The following is an 18,377-nucleotide window of genomic DNA, read 5'->3' as shown; positions in this document are numbered from 1 at the left end:
GGGGGCTTGCCCCCGGTTCGGGAAGGGGCGGGGTGGGGAACAGGCCCGCCGCAGGCGCCCCGCACCCGCACCACCGCACCCGGTACCGCACCCGCATCGCCCCCCTTACGCCAGCCCCCGCCTCGCCACCGCCGGCCCCCTGCGCCCCGCGATCGTCGACACCATGTCCAGCACCTGCCGCGTCTCCGCCACCTCGTGCACCCGGTAGACCTGCGCCCCCAGCCACGCCGACACCGCCGTCGTCGCCAGCGTCCCGATCACGCGCTCCTTCACCGGCTTGTCGAGCGTCTCGCCGACGAAGTCCTTGTTCGAGAGCGAGACCAGCACCGGCCATCCCGTTTCGACGAGCTCCCCGAGCCGCCGTGTCGCCTCCAGCGAATGGCGTGTGTTCTTCCCGAAGTCGTGCCCCGGATCGATCATGATCCCGTCCCGGCGTACCCCCAGCCCTACCGCCCGCTCGGCCAGCGACAGCGTCACCCGCAGAATGTCCGCGACCACGTCGTCGTACGCGATCCGGTGCGGCCGCGTCCGCGGTTCCGCGCCGCCCGCGTGGGTGCACACCAGGCCGACGCCATACCGCGCGGCCACCTCCGCCAGCTTCGGGTCGACGCCGCCCCACGCGTCGTTGAGCAGATCCGCGCCGGCCTCGCAGACCGCCTCGCCCACTTCGTGCCGCCAGGTGTCGACGCTGATCACGACGTCCGGGTGCCGCCTGCGGACCTCGGCCACGAAGCCGACCGTCCGCCGGGCTTCCTCCTCGGCGGTGACCTCCTCGCCGGGGCCGGCCTTCACGCCACCGATGTCGATGATGGCGGCGCCCTCTGCCACGGCCTGCTCGACGCGGGCGAGCGCGGGCTCGTCGCGGAACGTCGCGCCCTGGTCGTAGAAGGAGTCAGGCGTACGGTTCACGATCGCCATGATCACCGGCTCGTGCGCGTCGAATTCGCGCCGTCCCAGCCGCAGCATCAGCGGTTTCCTCCTCAGGTCGTCCGCCTGCGACCCTAACTGTCAGAGGGTCGTGGCACGATCAGCACCGGACAGTTTCCGCTCCGGGGAGAGGGTCGCTCGTGTTCTTGTTCTTGCTGATCGCGATGGTCGTGGTCGTCGCCGCGGTCACACTCGCCGTGGTCGGCGGCGGCGACAGTGCGGCTCTGCCGGAGGTGGCGCCCGAGCAGCTCGTGGATCCGCTGCCGGTCTCCCGCCCCGTCGGCCGGGCCGACGTCGACGCGCTGCGGCTGCCGGTCGCCCCCCGTGGCTACCGGATGGCCGATGTGGACGATGTGCTGGGCCGCCTCGGCGCGGAGCTCGCCGAGCGGGACGCGCGCATCGCCGAATTGGAGTCCGCGCTGGCCGGTGCGCAGGCCACCGCGGGGGGCAGGCGCGACCTGTTCACCAAGCCCGGCGAGGAGCCCGAGCAGTGACGGGCGGCGCCGTCCCCGGGCCCGACGGGAAGCTGCGCTGCCCCTGGGGCCTGTCCGCCGACGAGTACGTCACGTACCACGACGAGGAGTGGGGCCGCCCGGTCCACGGCGACGACGCGCTGTTCGAACGGCTCTGCCTGGAGGCGTTCCAGTCGGGCCTGTCCTGGATCACCATTCTGCGCCGCCGGGACAGCTTCCGTACCGCCTTCGACGACTTCAAGATCGCATCCGTGGCGGCGTTCACCGACGCCGACAAGGAGCGACTGCTCGCCGACCCCGGGATCATCCGCAACCGCGCCAAGGTCGAGGCGACCCTCGCCAACGCGCGTGTGCTCGCCGACTGGCCGGCCGACGAGCTGGACACGCTGATCTGGTCGTACGCCCCGGATGCGGCGAAGCGGCCGGCTCCGCGCACGATCGCCGACGTGCCCGCGGTCACCGACGAGTCCACGGCGCTGGCGAAGGCCCTGAAGAAACGCGGTCTGCGCTTCATCGGGCCGACCACAGCGTATGCCCTGATGCAGGCGTGCGGCCTCGTCGACGACCATCTGAGCGACTGCGTCGCCCGTGGAGCCGCCTCCCCGGCGTCCTAGGCTCCTGGCCTGCTAACGGCCGAGGTACTTCGGCTTCTCCTTGCCGATGAACGCCTGGACCGCGATCGCGTGGTCCTCCGAGGCGCCCGCCCGCGTCTGGAGCTCGTCCTCCTTCTCCAGGGTCTCGCCGAGCGTGTGACCCGCGCCGTAGGCCAGGGACTCCTTGAGCGCCGCGTACGCCACGGTCGGCCCCTCGGCGAGGGCACGGGCCACGGCGGCAGCCTCCGCGGCCAGGTCGTCGGCGGGGACCAGCTTGTTCGCGATGCCCCACTCGTACGCCTCGCGCGCGGAGAACGACCGCGGGAAGAGCAGCAGGTCGGCGGCGCGGCTCTGGCCGATCAGCCGGGGCAGCGTCCAGGACACCCCGGAGTCCGCGGTCAGTGCGACACCCGCGAAGGATGTCGTGAATTTGGCGGTGTCGGCGACGACCCGGTAGTCCGCGGCGAGTGCGAAACCGAGACCCGCGCCCGCGGCGACGCCGTTGACCCCGGCCACGACCGGCTTCGGCATCTCGGTCAGGGCCCGCACGATGGGGTTGTAGTGCTCGCGCACGGTGGTCATGACCTCGCCGCTGCCCGCTTCGCGGGCGGCGGCGAGGGTCCCGATGTGCTCCTTGAGGTCCTGGCCCACACAGAAGGCGCGCCCGGCCGCGGTGAGCAGTACCGCCCGTACGGCGGGGTCCGCGGCGGCTTCCTGGGCCGCGTCCCGGAGGGCGACTTTGGCCTCGGTGTTCATCGCGTTCATGGCCTCGGGCCGGTTGATCGTGATCGTCGCGAGTCCGTCGCTCACCTCGTACAGCACGGAGTCGGCCATGGCAGGGTCCCCTTTGCGGCTCAAACGGCGTTGTTCAGGCATCTTCGGTGAGTGTTCAGGCCCAGCATGGCGGAGATCGCCGGGACCGAACATGTGACCTGCGTCAAACAATCTTCGGGCCCGGTCCGGTGCGCGGCGGCGAAGTATCGCAGGCGGATCGCCGAATTGAGTGGTTTTGAGAGAGCGCGTTGCGCAAGCGATGCCGACCGATGTTGGTCATCGGGTCCCGCCATGCGGGATAATGACCTGGAAGCAATGTGTTCGATGCCGGTGACACCTGGGTTGTCGGCTGCGATGAGCTGGTTTCAGGAAGGGGAACGAGCATGGCGGCCATGAAGCCGCGGACGGGCGACGGCCCGCTCGAGGTGACCAAGGAGGGGCGGGGCATCGTCATGCGCGTTCCGCTCGAAGGCGGCGGTCGGCTTGTTGTCGAGCTGACTCCGGACGAAGCCGATGCCCTCGGCGACGCCCTGAAGAAGGTCGTCGGCTGACGCGGAAGCGCCCACACTTTTCATTGCCCCGGCACTGACGTGCCGGGGCAATGCTGTTTTCCGGGACCATGCGGTTTTCGGGGGCGCAGCTCCGGCGGGGCGCCCCGGCGGGGCGTCAGCCGCGCCGGACCGCGCAGAGGAGACCGTCGCCCACCGGGAGCAGGGACGACAGCAGCTCCTGGCTCTCGCGGACCGCCCGCAGCAGTTCCCGTACGCGCAGCACCTCCGCCGGCTGGGCCGCGGAGTCGACCGTGCGGCCCTCCGAGAAGACGCCCTCGAAGCAGACCAGACCGCCAGGTCGCAGCAGGCGCAACGATTCAGCGAGATAGTCCAGCGACTCCATCCGGTCGCCGTCGCAGAACACGAGGTCGTACCCGCCGTCGGCCAGGCGCGGAAGGACGTCCAGCGCCCGGCCCGGGATGAACCGGGCCCGGTTCCCCGCGAAGCCCGCCGCGCGGAACGCCTGCTTGGCGAACTGCTGACGGTCCGGCTCGGGGTCCACCGTGGTCAGCACGCCGTCGGGCCGCATGCCCTGCAGCAGATAGATCCCGGAGACACCCGTCCCCGTACCGATTTCGGCCACCGCTTTCGCGTCAGCCGTGGCAGTCAGCAGTCGCAGCGCGGCACCCGTGCCTGGTGACACCGAGGGGAGCCCTGACTCCCGGGACCGGTCACGGGCCCAGCGCAGCGCGTCGTCCTCGGCGACAAAGGCGTCGGCGAACGCCCAGCTCGTCTGCCGGTTTGCGGTAATGACCCTCTCCTGTCCCCGTAGTTGGCGCGACGCTGACTGTATCCGCTGCGCCCGGGAACCCGCAGATGGGACCAGGCGTTATGAAGGACGGGGGTAAGCGCATGGATCAAGACCGGAAGCAGCACCCAAATTCGCGTAAAGATTCTTATCCGGAGCTAACGGGCGAGGTGGCTATGGTAGGGGCTCCGCTGGACACCACCAGAGCCGACAGGGGAGGTGCGGCTGCACCTGCGGATCGGAGAGGAGTGCTGAGGCGCTTTCTCAGGTCGTCGGGTGAGCCGAGATCCGTGACCGACATTGCTGACCAGTCCCGCACCCACGACTCCGCACCAACCGCGACGTTCGCATCGGATGCGGAATCGCAGGCGTGGACCCCTCCCTCCTGGGAGGAGATCGTCAGCACGCACAGCGGCCGGGTCTACCGCCTCGCTTACCGACTGACGGGCAACCAGCACGACGCCGAGGACCTCACTCAGGAAGTCTTCGTCCGCGTCTTCCGCTCCTTGTCGACGTACACCCCCGGCACCTTCGAGGGCTGGCTGCACCGGATCACCACGAACCTGTTCCTGGACATGGTCCGCCGCAAGCAGCGCATCCGCTTCGACGCGCTCGGCGACGACGCGGCCGAGCGGCTGCCCAGCCGTGAGCCGTCCCCGCAGCAGGTCTTCAACGACACCCACTTCGACGCCGATGTGCAGCAGGCGCTGGACACCCTCGCCCCGGAATTCCGCGCCGCCGTGGTCCTTTGTGACATCGAGGGGCTGAGCTACGAGGAGATCGCGGCGACCCTCGGCGTCAAGCTCGGTACCGTCCGCAGCCGCATCCACCGCGGCCGGTCACATCTACGCAAGGCCCTGCAGCACCGTTCCCCGGAGGCCCGTGCGGAGCAGCAGCGCACGCTGACGGCCGCGGTGAGCCTGGCAGGGGAGGGCGGACCGGCGTGACTGGCTCAAGTCCCACCCCCGCGGAGCAGCACCTGGGGGACCGGCTTGCCGCGCTTGTCGACGGTGAGCTGAAACATGACGTACGGGACCGGGTGCTGGCCCATCTCGCGACCTGTCCCAAGTGCAAGGCCGAGGCCGATGCCCAGCGCCGACTGAAGAACGTCTTCGCGCACACCGCGCCGCCGCCGCCCTCCGAGGGGCTGCTCGCGCGGCTCCAAGGGCTGCCCGCCGGCCCCGGAGGTGACGACGACCGGGGGGGTCCTTTCGACGGGGGGCGGATCGCCGACTCCGTTTTCGGAGCGCTGAACCCCTCGTCGGGACAAGCCCGCGACCCCCGCACCCAGACCTTCGGGTACGTCCCCGAGGGCCCGCACGCCTCCGTGCTTCCCGGCAGGTCCGGCGGCTTCCGGATCCATGACGTGGGGCGTTCGGAAGCGGAGCGCTCGCCCTGGCGCGGACGCAGGTTCGCTTTCGCGGCCGCGAGCGCCGTCTCGTTCGCGGCGATCGCCCTCGGCGGGGCCGTGCCGCTGGACGCTCCACTCCAGGCAGGCCCCCGAGGCGAGGGCTCGGGGAACAACGTCACGCCACTGCGTACGTCCACCGGTTCGGGTTCCGGGGTGACCGGTATCAGGACCACGGAGGCCGAGCGCCGCCGCAGCGGCGGCGGCAACGGCCTTGGCAGACCCGACAGTCGGCCGGCCGTCGCCGCGCAGCCCAGCCTGCCGGCCCCGGCCGCGCCGCCGAACCACCCCTTCTCCGCACCGATGCTGACGGACACCTCGTTCTCCGGGCCCCCGCTGATACGTCCCACGGGCTCGGCGATCCAGCTCGCCACCGCGCCCGGGCTCACCCCCTCGGCCACACCCGTTCCCTCACATATCGCTGCTCCGGCACATCCTGCTGAGCCCCGCTCACCCCGCCAGTGACGGCGACCTGCGCGGAGATTCGCAAACCTGGTTGAATCCTCTGAGGGGTGCCCCACAGGGGTGCGCAGTGGCCGGCAGTTTGCGGGGAGAGCATGGACGACGGGAAGCCCACCGGACCCAAGGCGAAGTGGTGGAGCCGGCCCAGCGCGGGACGTGCGAACCACCCCGAGGCGCAGGTTCAGGAGCCGGTGACGATTCCCGAACCTGCTCTGGTGACCGCGCCCGAGGAGGTACCGGACACCGAGGTCACAGCGGAGCTTCCGCCCACTTCTCCGTCGCCGACTTCTGCGTCGGACACTTCTGCGTCGGCCACTGCCCCGCCGTCCAGGCCCAAACCGCTGCACGAGCCCGACGAGTACAGCACCCCGCCGTACGGCGGTCCGGGCCCGTGGGCGCCGGCACCGCCCGTACAGCGGCCGGTGCCGACCCCGGCACACGGCACGCCCATTCCGCCGCAGTACGGCGCACCGAACGCCCCGGCACCGGCGTCGGGCGGCGGATACGCCCCCCAGCCCCAGCCGCATGCGCACCACCAGCCCCTGGTCCCCGCTCAGCCGGGGCCCTCGCTGTGGCTGCAGTACGACCCGTGGAGCACCCCCGGCGGGCCGCTGACCCACGTCGGCGAGCCCGCCAAGAAGAAGCGCCGTGGATCGCTGCTCGTCGGAGCCGTCCTGCTGGCGCTGGTCGCCGGCGGTATCGGCGGCGGCATCGGCGCGTACATCGAACGCAACGGCGGCATCACCGACATCGAACTCCCGCAGGCGTCCAAGGACAACGGCCATCGCGCACCCGACAGCATCGCGAGCATCGCCGCCAGTGCGCTGCCGAGCGTCGTCACCCTCCATGTCAGCGGCAGCGGCGAACAGGGCACCGGCACCGGCTTCGTACTCGACCAGCAGGGCCACATCCTGACCAACAACCATGTCGTGGACCCGGCAGGCTCCGCCGGGGAGATCTCCGTCACGTTCAGCGGCGGCGAGACCGCCAAGGCGACCCTCGTCGGCAAGGACAGCGGCTACGACCTCGCAGTCGTCAAGGTCACCGGTGTCTCCCACCTCAAGCCGCTGCCCCTCGGCAACTCCGACAGCGTCCAGGTCGGCGACCCGGTCGTGGCCATCGGCGCCCCCTTCGACCTCCAGAACACCGTGACCTCGGGGATCATCAGCGCCAAGGAGCGCCCCATCACGGCGGGCGGCGAGAAGGGCGACGGCAGCGATGTCAGCTATGTCGACGCGCTCCAGACCGACGCCCCGATAAACCCCGGCAATTCGGGCGGACCGCTGGTGGACACCAAAGCCCGTGTCATCGGTATCAACAGCGCCATCCGCGCCGCCGACACCGGCTCGGGCCCCGAGGGCGGCCAGGCGGGCTCCATCGGACTCGGCTTCGCCATCCCCATCAACCAGGGCAAGCGCGTCGCCGAAGAACTGATCAACACCGGCAAGGCAACCCATCCGGTGATCGGCGTCAGCCTGGACATGAAGTACACCGGCGACGGCGCGCGGGTCGGCGAGAAGGGCAAGGACGGCACCCCGTCCGTCACCCCCAAGGGTCCCAGCGCCAAGGCCGGTATCAAGCCCGGCGACGTCATCACCAAGGTCGACGGCCAGCGCGTCCACAGCGGCGAGGAACTGATAGTCAAGATCCGCTCCCACCGCCCCGGCGACCGGCTCGAACTGACCCTGGTCCGGGGCGGGCGTGAACGGACGCTGACGCTCACACTCGGCTCCGCGTCCGGCACATGACGTACAGCGAAACGCCCGGGGCACAGGCCCTGGCGCGGGCCGCGGGAAGGTACCGCGCGGACAGTTCGGGCGGGTACCGTGGATCGGGCCCGGACCCCATCCGACCTGCGGGCCGCACAGAACACGAGGAGCAGCAGGGTGTTCAATGACATAGGCGCACTGGAGCTGGTGGCGCTCGTGGTGCTCGCCGTGCTCATCTTCGGCCCGGACAAGCTGCCGAAAGTCATCCAGGACGTCACCCGCTTCATCCGGAAGATCCGCGAGTTCTCCGAGAGTGCGAAGCAGGACATCCGCAGCGAACTGGGGCCGGAGTTCAAGGACTTCGAGTTCGAGGACCTCAACCCGAAGGCGTTCATCCGCAAGCAGCTGAACGAGAACGAGGACCTGAAGGAACTGAAGGACCTCCGCAGCAGCTTCGACCTCAAGAAGGAGATGAACGAGGTCGCGGACGCGGTGAACAGCAACGAATCCAGCACCTCGGTCCCTGCCGCCGTCAACGGCTCGCCCGGCACTCCCGACCTGCTCAAGAAGCGCGAAAAGCTCGATCAGGACGAGCGCCCGCCCTTCGACGCAGACGCCACCTGAGTACCGTCAATCCCTGCGAGCCGGGACAGGGTGGCTATTCTCCATCTGTCCGGCAGTGAGGACGCCCGAGGGGGGCGGGTCCGCTCCGGGCCTCGGACACAGAGGAGGCGGCCGGGTAGATGGAGACGACAAGTCGGCTGGCGGCGCAAGGCACGGTCAGCGATTCCCCTGCCCCCGGCGGGCAGCGCCCGCTCGCGGCGGCACCCGCGGGGACGCCGGCCCGGCGCGCGGTCGACGGATACCTGCGGGCGTCCTTCCCCTGGTACGGCCTCGACGAGGCCTTCACCGGTCCGCGCTGGCTGATGCAGGTCGGCGCCGCGGCGGACGGTACGGTCCAGCACGGCGCGATCGGCCATGGCACCGAGCCGTCGATACGGTCGGAGGCCGGCGGCGCGGAGAGGGAGCGGTTCGCGGCGGTCATCACCGTCGTGGCGAGCCCGGTGCGCGGCAGCGGTGACGGCACGGGTGTCCTGGACGCCACCTCGGTCTCCTCGGCGGCCTGGCTGGCCGGCTCAGGACTGCTGGCCTACACCTGGCCCGCCCAGATGGACCACTCGTTGCGCGACGACTGGCTGGACCAGCAGACGGAGACCGCGTTCGAGCTGGCCGACGATCTGCACGGACCGGCCTGGTCGGTGCTCTCGCTGCCGGTGGACGGTGTGCCGACGTCCTTCCACTACCGCGAGTCGGAGTTCGGCTGGGTGCTGGCGGGATCGACGCGGGCGGGCGTCCACATCGGCGCGTACGGGCGGGGGATGAGCGCGTACGGGCTGGCCTTTTCCGTGGTCAAGGACCTGGGCGCGTACGCCTGACCGGAGCCGGGGGTCGGGGGACACTGTCCCCGGACCCCCGGACCCCCGGAACCGCCTCAGAACTTGTTGCGCGGTGTGATACCCAGCGACATGCCCGACAGCCCGCGCGCCCGGCCGCCCAGCTTGTCCGCGATCGCCCGCAGCGCCGCGCCCGCCGGGGAGTCCGGGTCGGTCAGGACGACCGGCTTGCCCTCGTCGCCGCCCTCGCGCAGCCGGACGTCGATCGGGATCGAGCCCAGCACCGGCACATTCGCGCCGGTCGTCTTCGTGAGCCCCTCGGCGACCCGACTGCCGCCGCCCGAGCCGAAGACGTCGACGATCTCGTCGCAGTGCGGGCACGGCATGCCCGACATGTTCTCGACGACGCCGACGATCTTCTGGTGGGTCTGTACGGCGATCGAGCCGGCCCGCTCGGCCACCTCGGCCGCGGCCTGCTGCGGGGTCGTGACCACCAGGATCTCGGCGTTCGGCACCAGCTGCGCCACAGAGATCGCGATGTCTCCGGTGCCCGGCGGCAGGTCGAGCAGCAGCACGTCCAGGTCGCCCCAGTACACATCCGCGAGGAACTGCTGGAGCGCGCGGTGCAGCATCGGGCCGCGCCAGACCACCGGGGCGTTGCCAGGGGTGAACATCCCGATCGAGATGACCTTCACGCCGTTCGCGGACGGCGGCATGATCATGTTCTCGACCTGGGTGGGACGGCCGTCCACACCGAGCATGCGCGGCACGCTGTGGCCGTAGATGTCCGCGTCCACGACGCCGACCTTCAGCCCGTCGGCCGCCATGGCGGCCGCCAGGTTCACGGTCACGGAGGACTTGCCGACGCCGCCCTTGCCCGAGGCGACCGCGTACACCCTGGTCAGCGAGCCCGGCTTGGCGAACGGCACCTCACGCTCGGCGGTGCCGCCGCGCAGCGAGGCCGCCAGTTCGCGCCGCTGCTCGTCGCCCATCACATCCAGCGTGACGTCGACGCGCGTGACGCCCTCGACGCGCGCGACGGCGTCGGTCACATTCTGGGTGATCGTCTCGCGCATCGGGCAGCCGGAGACGGTGAGATACACCGTGACGGCGACCGCGCCGTCCGCCCCGATCTCGACGGATTTGACCATGCCGAGGTCGGTGATCGGGCGGTTGATCTCGGGGTCGTTCACCGTCGCCAGTGCCTCAAGCACCGCGTCTTGTGTAGCCATACGGACGATGGTACGGCGCGGGGTGCCACCCGCGGTAAGCCCTGTCAGCGGTCGCCTTCGTCACTCCGGTCCCGGCGCTCGTACGGGAATAGCCGCCGCTCGTCCATCTCCTTCATCAGATCCTGGAATTCGGAGCGGATCCAGTCCCGGGTCGCGACTTCGCCGAGGCCCATCCGGAGCGCGGCGATCTCCCGCGTCAGATACTCCGTGTCCGCGATGGAGCGCTCGCCCTGCTTGCGGTCCTGCTCGTAGGTGACCCGGTCCCGGTCGTCCTGCCGGTTCTGCGCCAGCAGGATCAACGGGGCCGCGTAGGACGCCTGAAGCGACAGCATCAGCGTCAGAAAGATGAACGGGAACTCGTCGAAGCGCAGACCCTTGGGCGCGAAGACGTTCCAGAGGAGCCACACGATGATGATCACCGTCATCCAGACGATGAACCGCCCCGTCCCGAGGAATCGGGCGAACCGCTCGGAGAACCTGCCGAAGGCCTCGGGGTCGTACTGCGGCAGCAGCCTGCGCCGCGGCGCGCGCGGCTGGTCGAGCCGTACGCGGTGACGCGGCAGGGCACTCGCCCCGGCGGGCGTCCGCTCCCTGTGCTCGCCGCGCTCGCCCGCTCCGTGCTCGCTGCCGCTACCCATGTGCGGACCCCTCGGGGGCGGACTCGGCGCGGGCGGTGTCCTCGTGGGCGGACTCCTCGAAGTCCGTCTCCCGCCAGTCCTCCGGCAGCAGGTGATCGAGTACGTCGTCGACGGTCACGGCCCCCAGCAGCGATCCCCCCTCGTCGACGACGGGCGCCGCCACCATGTTGTACGCCGCCAGATAGCTGGTCACCTCGGGCAGCGGGGTGTCCGGCGCGAGCGGTGGCAGATCGCTGTCCACGATCGAGCTGACCAGTGTGAACGGCGGGTCCCTGAGCAGCCGCTGGAAATGCACCGTGCCCAGGTACTTGCCGGTCGGCGTCTCGTCGGGCGGCCTGCACACGTACACCTGCGCGGCGAGCGCGGGGGAGAGGTCCTGCTGGCGTACGCGCGCCAGCGCGTCCGCGACCGTCGCGTCCGGCCGCAGCACGATCGGCTCGGTGGTCATCAGACCGCCCGCCGTCCGCTCCTCGTACGACAGCAGGCGCCGCACATCGGCGGCATCGTCCGGCCGCATCAGCGCAAGCAGCCGCTCCTTGTCCTCCTCGGGAAGCTCCGAGAGCAGGTCGGCCGCATCGTCGGGGTCCATCGCCTCCAGGACGTCCGCGGCCCGATCCTCCTTGAGCTTGCCGAGGATCTCCACCTGGTCGTCGTCGGGCAGTTCCTCCATGACGTCCGCGAGCCGGTCGTCGTCGAGCGCGGCCGCGACCTCGGCACGGCGCTTCGGGGACAGGTGGTGCAGCACGTTGGCGAGGTCGGCGGGGCGCAGTTGCTCGAAGGTCGCCAGCAGGCTCTCGGCGCCCTGTCCGTTCTCCTCCAGCGAGAAGCCGGTCACGGCCGACCACTCGACGGTCAGGGTCTCGCCCTTGCGGCGCAGCGCCCCGGGCTTTCCCTTGCGTACGAAGACCTTGTCGATCTCCCAGTCGCGGCGGGCGGGCAGCTGCTGGATCGAGACGTCGAGGACGGCCACCTCCTCGCCGGTTTCCACGATCCGTACGCGCCGGTCCAGCAGTTCGCCCAGCACCAGCCGCTCGGTGGGGCGCTGCTCGAAACGGCGCATGTTCAGTACGCCGGTGGTGATGACCTGGCCCGACTCCACGCCGGTGACCCGGGTCATGGGGAGGAAGATCCGGCGACGGCTGAGCACTTCGACGACCATGCCGAGCAGCCGTGGCGGGCGGCTGCCCACGCGCAGCATCGCGACCAGGTCGCGCACGCGTCCCACCTGGTCTCCGTGGGGGTCGAACACAGGCACACCGGCGAGGTGGGAGACAAAGATCCGAGGGGCGCCCGCTGCCATGCTCCGCACCTCCTTCTTTGCCCGTGAATACCGCTGTTTGAGGGCTTCAGGCTAGCCCGTACCGTTCCGCGCCGCCCTGGCTGGACGTCCGGACGGGACCCTTCCGATCGATGCCCTCGGCACGGGTACGCTGCGACCTGCCACCACGACAAGCAGATGAGAGGCAGTGCGCTTGTGACTCCCCTCCCTCCGGTTCTCCGGGCCCGCCGGGCCGCGCTCTCCGTGGCGCTCTGCGCCGTGCTGACCGCGGTACTCACGGCGTGCGGCGAGGACCCGGACGCGGGGACCAACGGCATCGCCAAGCTCTCCGCGGCCGAGATCGAGACGAAGGCGCGCGCGACGGCGGACGCGGCCACGTCGGTGCGGCTCTCCGGGACGCTGGTCAGCAAGGGCGGCACGTACAAGCTCAACATGCGCCTCAAGCACGACGGCGGCACCGGCTCGGTCACCTCGAAGGACAACACCTTCGAGCTGCTGCGGATCGGGGACGCGCTCTATCTCAAGGCCGACGCGGGCTTCTGGACCCACGTGGACGGCGAGAGCGACGAGAAGCCGGGCACCACGGACTCGGAGGCGGCGGGCAAGCTCAACGACAAGTACGTGAAGGTCCCGAAGGGGGACCCGGCGTACAAGCAGTTCCGTGGCTTCACGGACATGGATGTGCTGCTGGAGGGCCTGCTCGGGATGCAGGGCGACCTCAGCAAGGGCGACCGTACGCAGGTGGGCGGCGTGCGCACGATCAAGGTCCTGGCGGGCGAGGGCACGGGCGGCACGCTCGATGTCTCGCTGGAGGGCAAGCCGTATCCGCTGCAGTTCGCGCGGGCGGGCGGGGCGGGTGTGCTGACGCTGGGGGACTGGGACAAGGAGTTCGCGCTGGCGGCGCCGTCGAAGGACGAGACGGTCGACTACGGCCAGAAGCTCCCGAAGACGAGCGACTAGGCCGTGTTTTAGGACTAGCGCCGTCCGCCCGTAGGGCGGGGCTCGCGGCGTCTGGTGCGTGCAATCGCAAGGCGGAGGATCATCCTCGTACTGGACGTACTTGGATGACTCCGACAACGCAGCGAGTGTGCGTGCCAGGCGTCGCGGGCCGGGCGGGAGTTCTCAAACACGGCCTAGCCGCCCGCGCCTAGCCGCCCGCGCCTGGCCGGCTAGCCGCTCTTCCGCTTGCGCTTCAGGAGCAGCCGCGGCAGCCCCGCAGGCACCGGGAGGCGCGTCGTCGCCGTCGTCGGCAGCGGCGCCGCCGCTCCCGAGCCGGACGGGAAGTCGGTCTTCGCGTCCTGCGGCTCCAGGCGCAGCACCCGGCACTCACGTGCCCAGCGCTCCGTCATCTGCTCGGCGTCCGGCGCGTTCAGCCGCTTGCCCTTCAGTTCGGCGACGGCCGACTCCCAGGCCTCGGAGTGCGGCTCCAGCTCGCTCACCGTCGCCGTCCAGGCGATCAGGCGGCCGCCCTTGTCCTTGCTGCGGACCGTGACCTCGGCCGTCGCGCCGTTCGCCAGCTCAGGCAGGGGCTGCTCGCCCGGCCCGTCGCCCACGACATGCGCGGCGCCCTCGTGCCAGACGTGCCACAGGGCCCGCGCGGGACCCCCGCCGCGCACCCAGATGAGGCCGGACTTCTTCGTGGCCTCCTCGACGAGCGCCTGGCCGAGCAGCTGTTCTGTCATGCGGGCAGCCTATCTACAGCCAGCCGTTGCGCTTGAGTGTGCGGTGGATCGCAAGGCAGAGCCCGATGATGCCGGTGAGCACCATGGGATAGCCGTACTTCCAGTGCAGCTCCGGCATGTGGTCGAAGTTCATGCCGTACACGCCGCAGACCGCCGTCGGCACCGCGATGATCGCCGCCCAGGAGGTGATCTTGCGCATGTCCTCGTTCTGCGCGACCGTCGCCTGCGCCAGATTTGCCTGGAGGATGGAGTTGAGCAGCTCGTCGAAGCCGATGACCTCTTCCTGCACCCGGGCAAGGTGGTCGGCGACATCGCGGAAGTACTTCTGGATGTCCGGGTCGACCAGCCGCATCGGCCGCTCGCTCAGCAGCTGCATCGGCCGCAGCAGCGGAGACACGGCCCGCTTGAACTCCAGCACCTCACGCTTGAGCTGGTAGATCCGGCCGGCGTCGCTGCCCCGCGGGCTGCCTTTCGCGGGCGCGGAGAAGACATCGATCTCGACCTCGTCGATGTCGTCCTGCACCGCCGCGGCCACCGCGATGTAGCCGTCTACGACATGGTCCGCGATGGCGTGCAGCACCGCCGACGGCCCTTTGGCGAGCAGTTCGGTGTCCTTCTGCAGCCCGTGCCGCAGTGCCCGCAGCGAGCCCTTGCCGCCGTGCCGCACCGTGATGACGAAGTCCCGGCCGGTGAAGCACATCACCTCACCGGTCTCGACGACCTCGCTCGTCGCCGTGAGCTCGGCGTGCTCGACGTAGTGGATCGTCTTGAAGACGGTGAACAGCGTGTCGTCGTACCGCTCCAGCTTGGGCCGCTGATGGGCGTGGACCGCATCCTCGACGGCCAGCGGGTGCAGCCCGAACTCCGCCGCGATACCCGCGAATTCGGCTTCCGTCGGCTCGTGCAGCCCGATCCACGCGAAGCCGCCCGCCTCGCGCACCCGCAGCATCGCCTCGTGCGGCGTCTGGCAGACGCCGGTGTCCAGCCGCTTCCCGTCGCGGTAGACCGCGCAGTCGACGACGGCGCTGGAGGCGGAGGGGTCGCGGGTGGTGTCGTACGTGTTGTACGGGGTGCTGCTCTTGCGCAGGGCCGGGCGCACTGCTGCGCGCAGGTCACGGATCATCGACATGGCGGGCTCCTTCACGGAGAGGCCGTCGGCGAGTGGCGTGGCACAGCCCGGAATGGGGACGTGATGCATACGTCCGCAAAGCGGGCGGCACCGCGGGATTCGCGGTGACGGCGTTCGCTACAGACAGGCAAAAACGAAGTGCTCTTCCGTCGTGCGAAAAGCCGCGGGCCCCGTGCGGGAAGGCCTCAGATCACCAAGAGAGGTGTTGTGCGGAAGAGCGGTTGGTACTGCACGGTCGACTTCGATCCACCGCAGACCCCACCTCCTCCGGCCGGTCCCCCGTAGGGGATGACGTGTCGTCGGGACTTAAGAGCGACTCCCCCAGAGCTCCGCCTGGGGGTGTCCCCATCAGCGTGCCGTCCCGACCAGCGGCCAAGACTATCAGCCGACAGAGGGTCAATCCCTTGTTTTGCCCGTTCCATACGCGCTTTATGCTCGCGACATGGAAGATGTTCTTGCTCTGGTCGAGGCCAGGCTGCGCACGGCACTTGGCGAACCGGACGCGCGCGCCGCGGTGACCTTCCTCGGTACGGACCGCATCGAGGTGCTGCGGTTCATGGACCGCGACGGCGACGGGGACATCGTTCGCTTCGCCACTCTTGGCATGTCCGCGCACCCGATGACGGACCCCACGTCAGCCCTCGCCGACCCGGTGAAGGGTCCGCGCGCGGAGCTGGTCCTCTCCGTACGGGGCGGGCTCGCCGACACCGACAAGGTGCTGCGTCCGCTCGCCGTGCTCGCCGCGTCACCACAGGTCGAGGGCGTGGTGGTGGCCCCCGGCGCCTCGCTGGACGTCGGAGATCCGCTGTGGCCGTCCGCGCCCTTCAGCTCGGTGCTCGTCGCGGAGCCGGGCGGCCTTGTCGAGGATCTGGAACTGGATGCCCCGATGGACCCGGTGCGCTTTCTGCCGCTGCTGCCGATGACGTCGAACGAGGCGGCCTGGAAGCGGGTGCACGGCGCGCAGGAGCTCCAGGAGCGCTGGCTGACGCACGGCATGGACCTGCGCGATCCGCTGCGCAGGTCCGTCACTCTGGACTGAACCTCCGACTGAACGCCGGACTGCCGAAAGCCGATGGGAGCACACGCCGGACGGGTGATCGTCCTTGACGCGACGACGGCCGGGGAGGACCGTGGGGCGCTATGAGGGGCGAACCCAGTTGCCCGAAGTGCGGTGGCCGGGTCAGGGCGCCCGGTCTCTTTGCCGACTCCTGGCAGTGCGACGTGCACGGTGCCGTGCACCCGCTGCAGCCGGTGATCCCGCCCAGCGTCGAGGCCCTCGGTGTCGTCGTGCACCGCGCGAAAGTCCCTGTCTGGATGCCCTGGCCGCTACCCGTCGGCTGGCTGTACACCGGTGTCGCCTACGCGGGCGACGACCGCAGCGGAGGCCGCGCGACCGCGGTGGCCTGCTCGGGCCCCGGCCCCCTCGGCGGCATAGGTGAACTCCTGCTGGTCGCCGAGGAACTGGGCGTCGGCCTCGGAGCGCGTTACGCGGGGATGGACGGCCCCGACCCCGGCCCGCACATCTGCGTCGACAAGCCGTCACAGGCCAAGGTCCTTGCCGCCGGCCGCCCCACCCCGCTGTGGCATGTCGCCGATGCGCCCGACGACCGCGCGGTGTTCGCCGGCGAGGCGCGCGGGCTGTGGCTTTGGGCGATCGTCTGGCCCGAGCAGTCCGGGCTGCTCATGTACGACGAGCTGGTGCTGACGGATCTGCGGGACGCGGGCGCAGAGGTGGAACTGCTGCCCTGTGGGGCGCTGTCGCCCCGCCTGCTGTCGTGAACCGGGGCTGACCGGGGGCGTTCGAAACCCCGATACACTTGACCGTCCCCTGTCCGTCTTCCGTCCCTGGAGTCACGCGTCGTGCGCATTGATCTGCACACCCACTCCACGGCATCGGACGGCACGGACACTCCGGCCGAGCTGGTACGCAATGCCGCAGCGGCCGGACTCGACGTCGTCGCGCTCACCGACCACGACACCACCCGCGGCCATGCCGAGGCGATCGCCGCGCTCCCCGAGGGCCTGACCCTGGTCACCGGCGCCGAACTCTCCTGCCGTATCGACGGGGTGAGCCTGCATCTGCTGGCCTATCTCTTCGACGCCGACGAGCCGGACCTGCTGCGCGAGCGTGAGCTCGTACGGGACGACCGGGTGCCGCGCGCCCGGGCGATGGTGGCCAAGCTCCAGGAGCTGGGTGTCCCCGTCGAGTGGTCGCAGGTCGCCCGTATCGCCGGAGAGGGTTCGGTCGGCCGCCCGCACATCGCGTCCGCGCTGGTCGAGCTCGGCGTCGTGCCCACCGTCTCCGACGCCTTCACCACGGAGTGGATCGCCGACGGCGGCCGTGCGCACATCACCAAGCACGAGCTGGACCCCTTCACGGCGATCCGGCTGGTCAAGGCCGCCGGCGGCGTCACGGTCTTCGCGCACCCGCTCGCCGTCAAGCGCGGCCGTACCGTGCCCGAGAGCGCCATGGCGGAACTGGCGGCGGCAGGTCTCGACGGCATCGAGATCGACCACATCGACCACGACGAGGCGGCGCGCGCCCGGCTGCGCTCACTGGCCGCCGACCTCGGCCTGCTGGGCACCGGATCCAGCGACTACCACGGCAGCCGCAAGACGTGCCGGCTCGGGGAGTTCACCACCGACCCGGAGATCTACGGCGAGATCACGCGCCGCGCGACGGGCGCCTTCCCGGTGCCGGGCACGGGCGGACGTTCCGCGTAGTCTCCTCGCCCTCCCTCTGTTCCTCTTCTCGCTAGGCCCTCACTGTGTTCGACGCTGCCATTTTCGGCTCTCTCTTCCTGACTCTTTTTGTCATCATGGATCCCCCCGGGATCACTCCGATCTTCCTCGCGCTGACCTCCGGCCGGCCCGCCAAGGTGCAGCGCCGCATGGCCTGGCAGGCCGTCGCCGTCGCCTTCGGCGTGATCACCGTCTTCGGCATCCTCGGCCAGCAGATCCTGGACTATCTGCATGTCTCCGTGCCCGCGCTGATGATCGCGGGAGGTCTGCTCCTGCTGCTCATCGCGCTCGACCTGCTGACCGGCAAGACGGACGAGCCCCAGCAGACGAAGGACGTCAATGTCGCGCTCGTACCGCTGGGCATGCCGCTGCTCGCCGGGCCCGGTGCGATCGTCTCGGTGATTCTGGCCGTGCAGCATGCCGACGGCGCCGCCCAGCAGGTGTCCGTGTGGGCGGCCATCGTCGCGATGCATGTGGTGCTCTGGCTGACCATGCGCTACTCGCTGCTGATCATCCGGCTGATCAAGGACGGCGGCGTGGTGCTGGTGACCCGGCTCGCGGGCATGATGCTGTCCGCGATCGCCGTGCAGCAGATCATCAACGGCATCACCCAGGTGATCCAGAGCTCCTGAGCCG

Annotated in this window: 21 protein-coding genes; 13 read left to right on the top strand and 8 right to left on the bottom strand. The window is 70.3% G+C overall.

The window, feature by feature from the left end; genetic code table 11:
- Window positions 1-105: 105 nt before the first annotated feature.
- Entirely contained in the window at window positions 106-966 is an 861-nt protein-coding gene (gene folP, locus OHA61_RS12770) for a dihydropteroate synthase (RefSeq protein ID WP_406303161.1), read from the bottom strand.
- A 101-nt stretch (window positions 967-1,067) separates the two neighbouring features.
- Here folP and OHA61_RS12765 point away from each other — a divergent pair, with 101 nt between their 5' ends.
- Window positions 1,068-1,421: a DivIVA domain-containing protein gene (locus OHA61_RS12765; RefSeq protein WP_361908950.1), complete on the top strand. Its 354-nt coding sequence runs from the start codon at window positions 1,068-1,070 to the stop codon at window positions 1,419-1,421.
- A complete protein-coding gene (locus OHA61_RS12760) occupies window positions 1,418-2,014 on the top strand; it encodes a DNA-3-methyladenine glycosylase I (protein WP_406303160.1) in 597 nt (198 codons plus the stop codon). The genes OHA61_RS12765 and OHA61_RS12760 overlap by 4 nt, the downstream gene beginning before the upstream one ends.
- Window positions 2,015-2,026: 12 nt before the next feature.
- Here OHA61_RS12760 and OHA61_RS12755 read toward each other — a convergent pair whose 3' ends face one another.
- Window positions 2,027-2,827 (bottom strand): enoyl-CoA hydratase/isomerase family protein, encoded by an 801-nt coding sequence (locus tag OHA61_RS12755; RefSeq protein ID WP_406303159.1) that lies wholly within the window; start codon window positions 2,825-2,827, stop codon window positions 2,027-2,029.
- 323 nt (window positions 2,828-3,150) lie between these two features.
- Between OHA61_RS12755 and OHA61_RS12750 the strand changes: the two genes are divergently transcribed.
- Complete coding sequence (locus OHA61_RS12750) at window positions 3,151-3,318, top strand: DUF3117 domain-containing protein (RefSeq protein ID WP_003966491.1); 168 nt, start codon at window positions 3,151-3,153, stop codon at window positions 3,316-3,318.
- A 115-nt stretch (window positions 3,319-3,433) separates the two neighbouring features.
- Here OHA61_RS12750 and OHA61_RS12745 read toward each other — a convergent pair whose 3' ends face one another.
- Window positions 3,434-4,111 (bottom strand): O-methyltransferase, encoded by a 678-nt coding sequence (locus OHA61_RS12745; RefSeq protein WP_406307335.1) that lies wholly within the window; start codon window positions 4,109-4,111, stop codon window positions 3,434-3,436.
- A 131-nt stretch (window positions 4,112-4,242) separates the two neighbouring features.
- Between OHA61_RS12745 and sigE the strand changes: the two genes are divergently transcribed.
- The 5 genes from sigE (at window position 4,243) to OHA61_RS12720 (ending at window position 9,081) form a co-directional block, all read left to right on the top strand.
- The gene (gene sigE / locus OHA61_RS12740; protein WP_266487131.1) at window positions 4,243-5,013 is read left to right on the top strand and encodes an RNA polymerase sigma factor SigE; all 771 of its coding nucleotides are present in this window, start codon (window positions 4,243-4,245) and stop codon (window positions 5,011-5,013) included.
- Window positions 5,010-5,939, top strand: a complete 930-nt coding sequence (locus tag OHA61_RS12735; protein ID WP_406303158.1) for an anti-sigma factor family protein — start codon at window positions 5,010-5,012, stop codon at window positions 5,937-5,939. The genes sigE and OHA61_RS12735 overlap by 4 nt, the downstream gene beginning before the upstream one ends.
- A gap of 92 nt (window positions 5,940-6,031) precedes the next feature.
- A complete protein-coding gene (locus OHA61_RS12730) occupies window positions 6,032-7,684 on the top strand; it encodes a trypsin-like peptidase domain-containing protein (RefSeq protein WP_406303157.1) in 1,653 nt (550 codons plus the stop codon).
- Window positions 7,685-7,822: 138 nt separating this feature from the next.
- Entirely contained in the window at window positions 7,823-8,269 is a 447-nt protein-coding gene (locus OHA61_RS12725) for a sec-independent translocase (protein WP_324983482.1), read from the top strand.
- A 119-nt stretch (window positions 8,270-8,388) separates the two neighbouring features.
- Window positions 8,389-9,081 carry a hypothetical protein gene (locus OHA61_RS12720; RefSeq protein WP_324983485.1) on the top strand — a complete coding sequence of 231 codons (693 nt, stop codon included), beginning with the start codon at window positions 8,389-8,391 and terminating at the stop codon, window positions 9,079-9,081.
- A 56-nt stretch (window positions 9,082-9,137) separates the two neighbouring features.
- Here the strand turns inward: OHA61_RS12720 and OHA61_RS12715 are convergent, their stop codons facing one another.
- From OHA61_RS12715 to OHA61_RS12705, 3 genes are read right to left on the bottom strand one after another with little or no spacing between them, the layout of a single operon-like run.
- A complete protein-coding gene (locus tag OHA61_RS12715) occupies window positions 9,138-10,271 on the bottom strand; it encodes an Mrp/NBP35 family ATP-binding protein (protein ID WP_406303156.1) in 1,134 nt (377 codons plus the stop codon).
- 44 nt (window positions 10,272-10,315) lie between these two features.
- Window positions 10,316-10,909, bottom strand: a complete 594-nt coding sequence (locus tag OHA61_RS12710; protein ID WP_406303155.1) for a DUF1003 domain-containing protein — start codon at window positions 10,907-10,909, stop codon at window positions 10,316-10,318.
- Window positions 10,902-12,209: a magnesium transporter MgtE N-terminal domain-containing protein gene (locus OHA61_RS12705; RefSeq protein ID WP_406303154.1), complete on the bottom strand. Its 1,308-nt coding sequence runs from the start codon at window positions 12,207-12,209 to the stop codon at window positions 10,902-10,904. Before OHA61_RS12705 ends, OHA61_RS12710 begins: the two co-directional genes overlap by 8 nt.
- Before the next feature lie 174 nt (window positions 12,210-12,383).
- Between OHA61_RS12705 and OHA61_RS12700 the strand changes: the two genes are divergently transcribed.
- Window positions 12,384-13,148 (top strand): hypothetical protein, encoded by a 765-nt coding sequence (locus OHA61_RS12700; RefSeq protein ID WP_406303153.1) that lies wholly within the window; start codon window positions 12,384-12,386, stop codon window positions 13,146-13,148.
- 209 nt (window positions 13,149-13,357) lie between these two features.
- Here OHA61_RS12700 and OHA61_RS12695 read toward each other — a convergent pair whose 3' ends face one another.
- Window positions 13,358-13,870: a hypothetical protein gene (locus tag OHA61_RS12695; protein ID WP_324983499.1), complete on the bottom strand. Its 513-nt coding sequence runs from the start codon at window positions 13,868-13,870 to the stop codon at window positions 13,358-13,360.
- Window positions 13,871-13,883: 13 nt separating this feature from the next.
- Window positions 13,884-14,999, bottom strand: a complete 1,116-nt coding sequence (locus OHA61_RS12690; protein ID WP_361908922.1) for a magnesium and cobalt transport protein CorA — start codon at window positions 14,997-14,999, stop codon at window positions 13,884-13,886.
- Window positions 15,000-15,441: 442 nt separating this feature from the next.
- Here OHA61_RS12690 and OHA61_RS12685 point away from each other — a divergent pair, with 442 nt between their 5' ends.
- From OHA61_RS12685 to OHA61_RS12670, 4 genes are all read left to right on the top strand, one after another.
- Window positions 15,442-16,038, top strand: coding sequence for a suppressor of fused domain protein (locus tag OHA61_RS12685; RefSeq protein ID WP_406303152.1), 597 nt, complete (start codon window positions 15,442-15,444; stop codon window positions 16,036-16,038).
- A gap of 101 nt (window positions 16,039-16,139) precedes the next feature.
- Entirely contained in the window at window positions 16,140-16,778 is a 639-nt protein-coding gene (locus tag OHA61_RS12680; protein ID WP_324983508.1) for a DUF6758 family protein, read from the top strand.
- 81 nt (window positions 16,779-16,859) lie between these two features.
- A complete protein-coding gene (locus OHA61_RS12675) occupies window positions 16,860-17,723 on the top strand; it encodes a PHP domain-containing protein (RefSeq protein WP_406303151.1) in 864 nt (287 codons plus the stop codon).
- A 44-nt stretch (window positions 17,724-17,767) separates the two neighbouring features.
- Window positions 17,768-18,373, top strand: coding sequence for a MarC family protein (locus OHA61_RS12670; protein WP_266487152.1), 606 nt, complete (start codon window positions 17,768-17,770; stop codon window positions 18,371-18,373).
- Window positions 18,374-18,377: the final 4 nt, after the last annotated feature.

This window comes from Streptomyces sp. NBC_00885, from assembly GCF_045207475.1.
Taxonomy (GTDB): domain Bacteria; phylum Actinomycetota; class Actinomycetes; order Streptomycetales; family Streptomycetaceae; genus Streptomyces.
This window is presented reverse-complemented; position numbering and strand designations above follow the sequence as displayed.

Coding starts and splice junctions, on each gene's coding strand:
- OHA61_RS12730 (WP_406303157.1), top strand. CDS start 6,032: ATGGACGACGGGAAGCCCACCGGACCCAAGGCGAAGTGGTGGAGCCGG.
- OHA61_RS12690 (WP_361908922.1), bottom strand. CDS start 14,999: ATGTCGATGATCCGTGACCTGCGCGCAGCAGTGCGCCCGGCCCTGCGC.
- OHA61_RS12755 (WP_406303159.1), bottom strand. CDS start 2,827: ATGGCCGACTCCGTGCTGTACGAGGTGAGCGACGGACTCGCGACGATC.
- sigE (WP_266487131.1), top strand. CDS start 4,243: ATGGTAGGGGCTCCGCTGGACACCACCAGAGCCGACAGGGGAGGTGCG.
- OHA61_RS12685 (WP_406303152.1), top strand. CDS start 15,442: ATGGAAGATGTTCTTGCTCTGGTCGAGGCCAGGCTGCGCACGGCACTT.
- folP (WP_406303161.1), bottom strand. CDS start 966: ATGCTGCGGCTGGGACGGCGCGAATTCGACGCGCACGAGCCGGTGATC.
- OHA61_RS12680 (WP_324983508.1), top strand. CDS start 16,140: ATGAGGGGCGAACCCAGTTGCCCGAAGTGCGGTGGCCGGGTCAGGGCG.
- OHA61_RS12710 (WP_406303155.1), bottom strand. CDS start 10,909: ATGGGTAGCGGCAGCGAGCACGGAGCGGGCGAGCGCGGCGAGCACAGG.
- OHA61_RS12695 (WP_324983499.1), bottom strand. CDS start 13,870: ATGACAGAACAGCTGCTCGGCCAGGCGCTCGTCGAGGAGGCCACGAAG.
- OHA61_RS12750 (WP_003966491.1), top strand. CDS start 3,151: ATGGCGGCCATGAAGCCGCGGACGGGCGACGGCCCGCTCGAGGTGACC.
- OHA61_RS12715 (WP_406303156.1), bottom strand. CDS start 10,271: ATGGCTACACAAGACGCGGTGCTTGAGGCACTGGCGACGGTGAACGAC.
- OHA61_RS12705 (WP_406303154.1), bottom strand. CDS start 12,209: ATGGCAGCGGGCGCCCCTCGGATCTTTGTCTCCCACCTCGCCGGTGTG.
- OHA61_RS12720 (WP_324983485.1), top strand. CDS start 8,389: ATGGAGACGACAAGTCGGCTGGCGGCGCAAGGCACGGTCAGCGATTCC.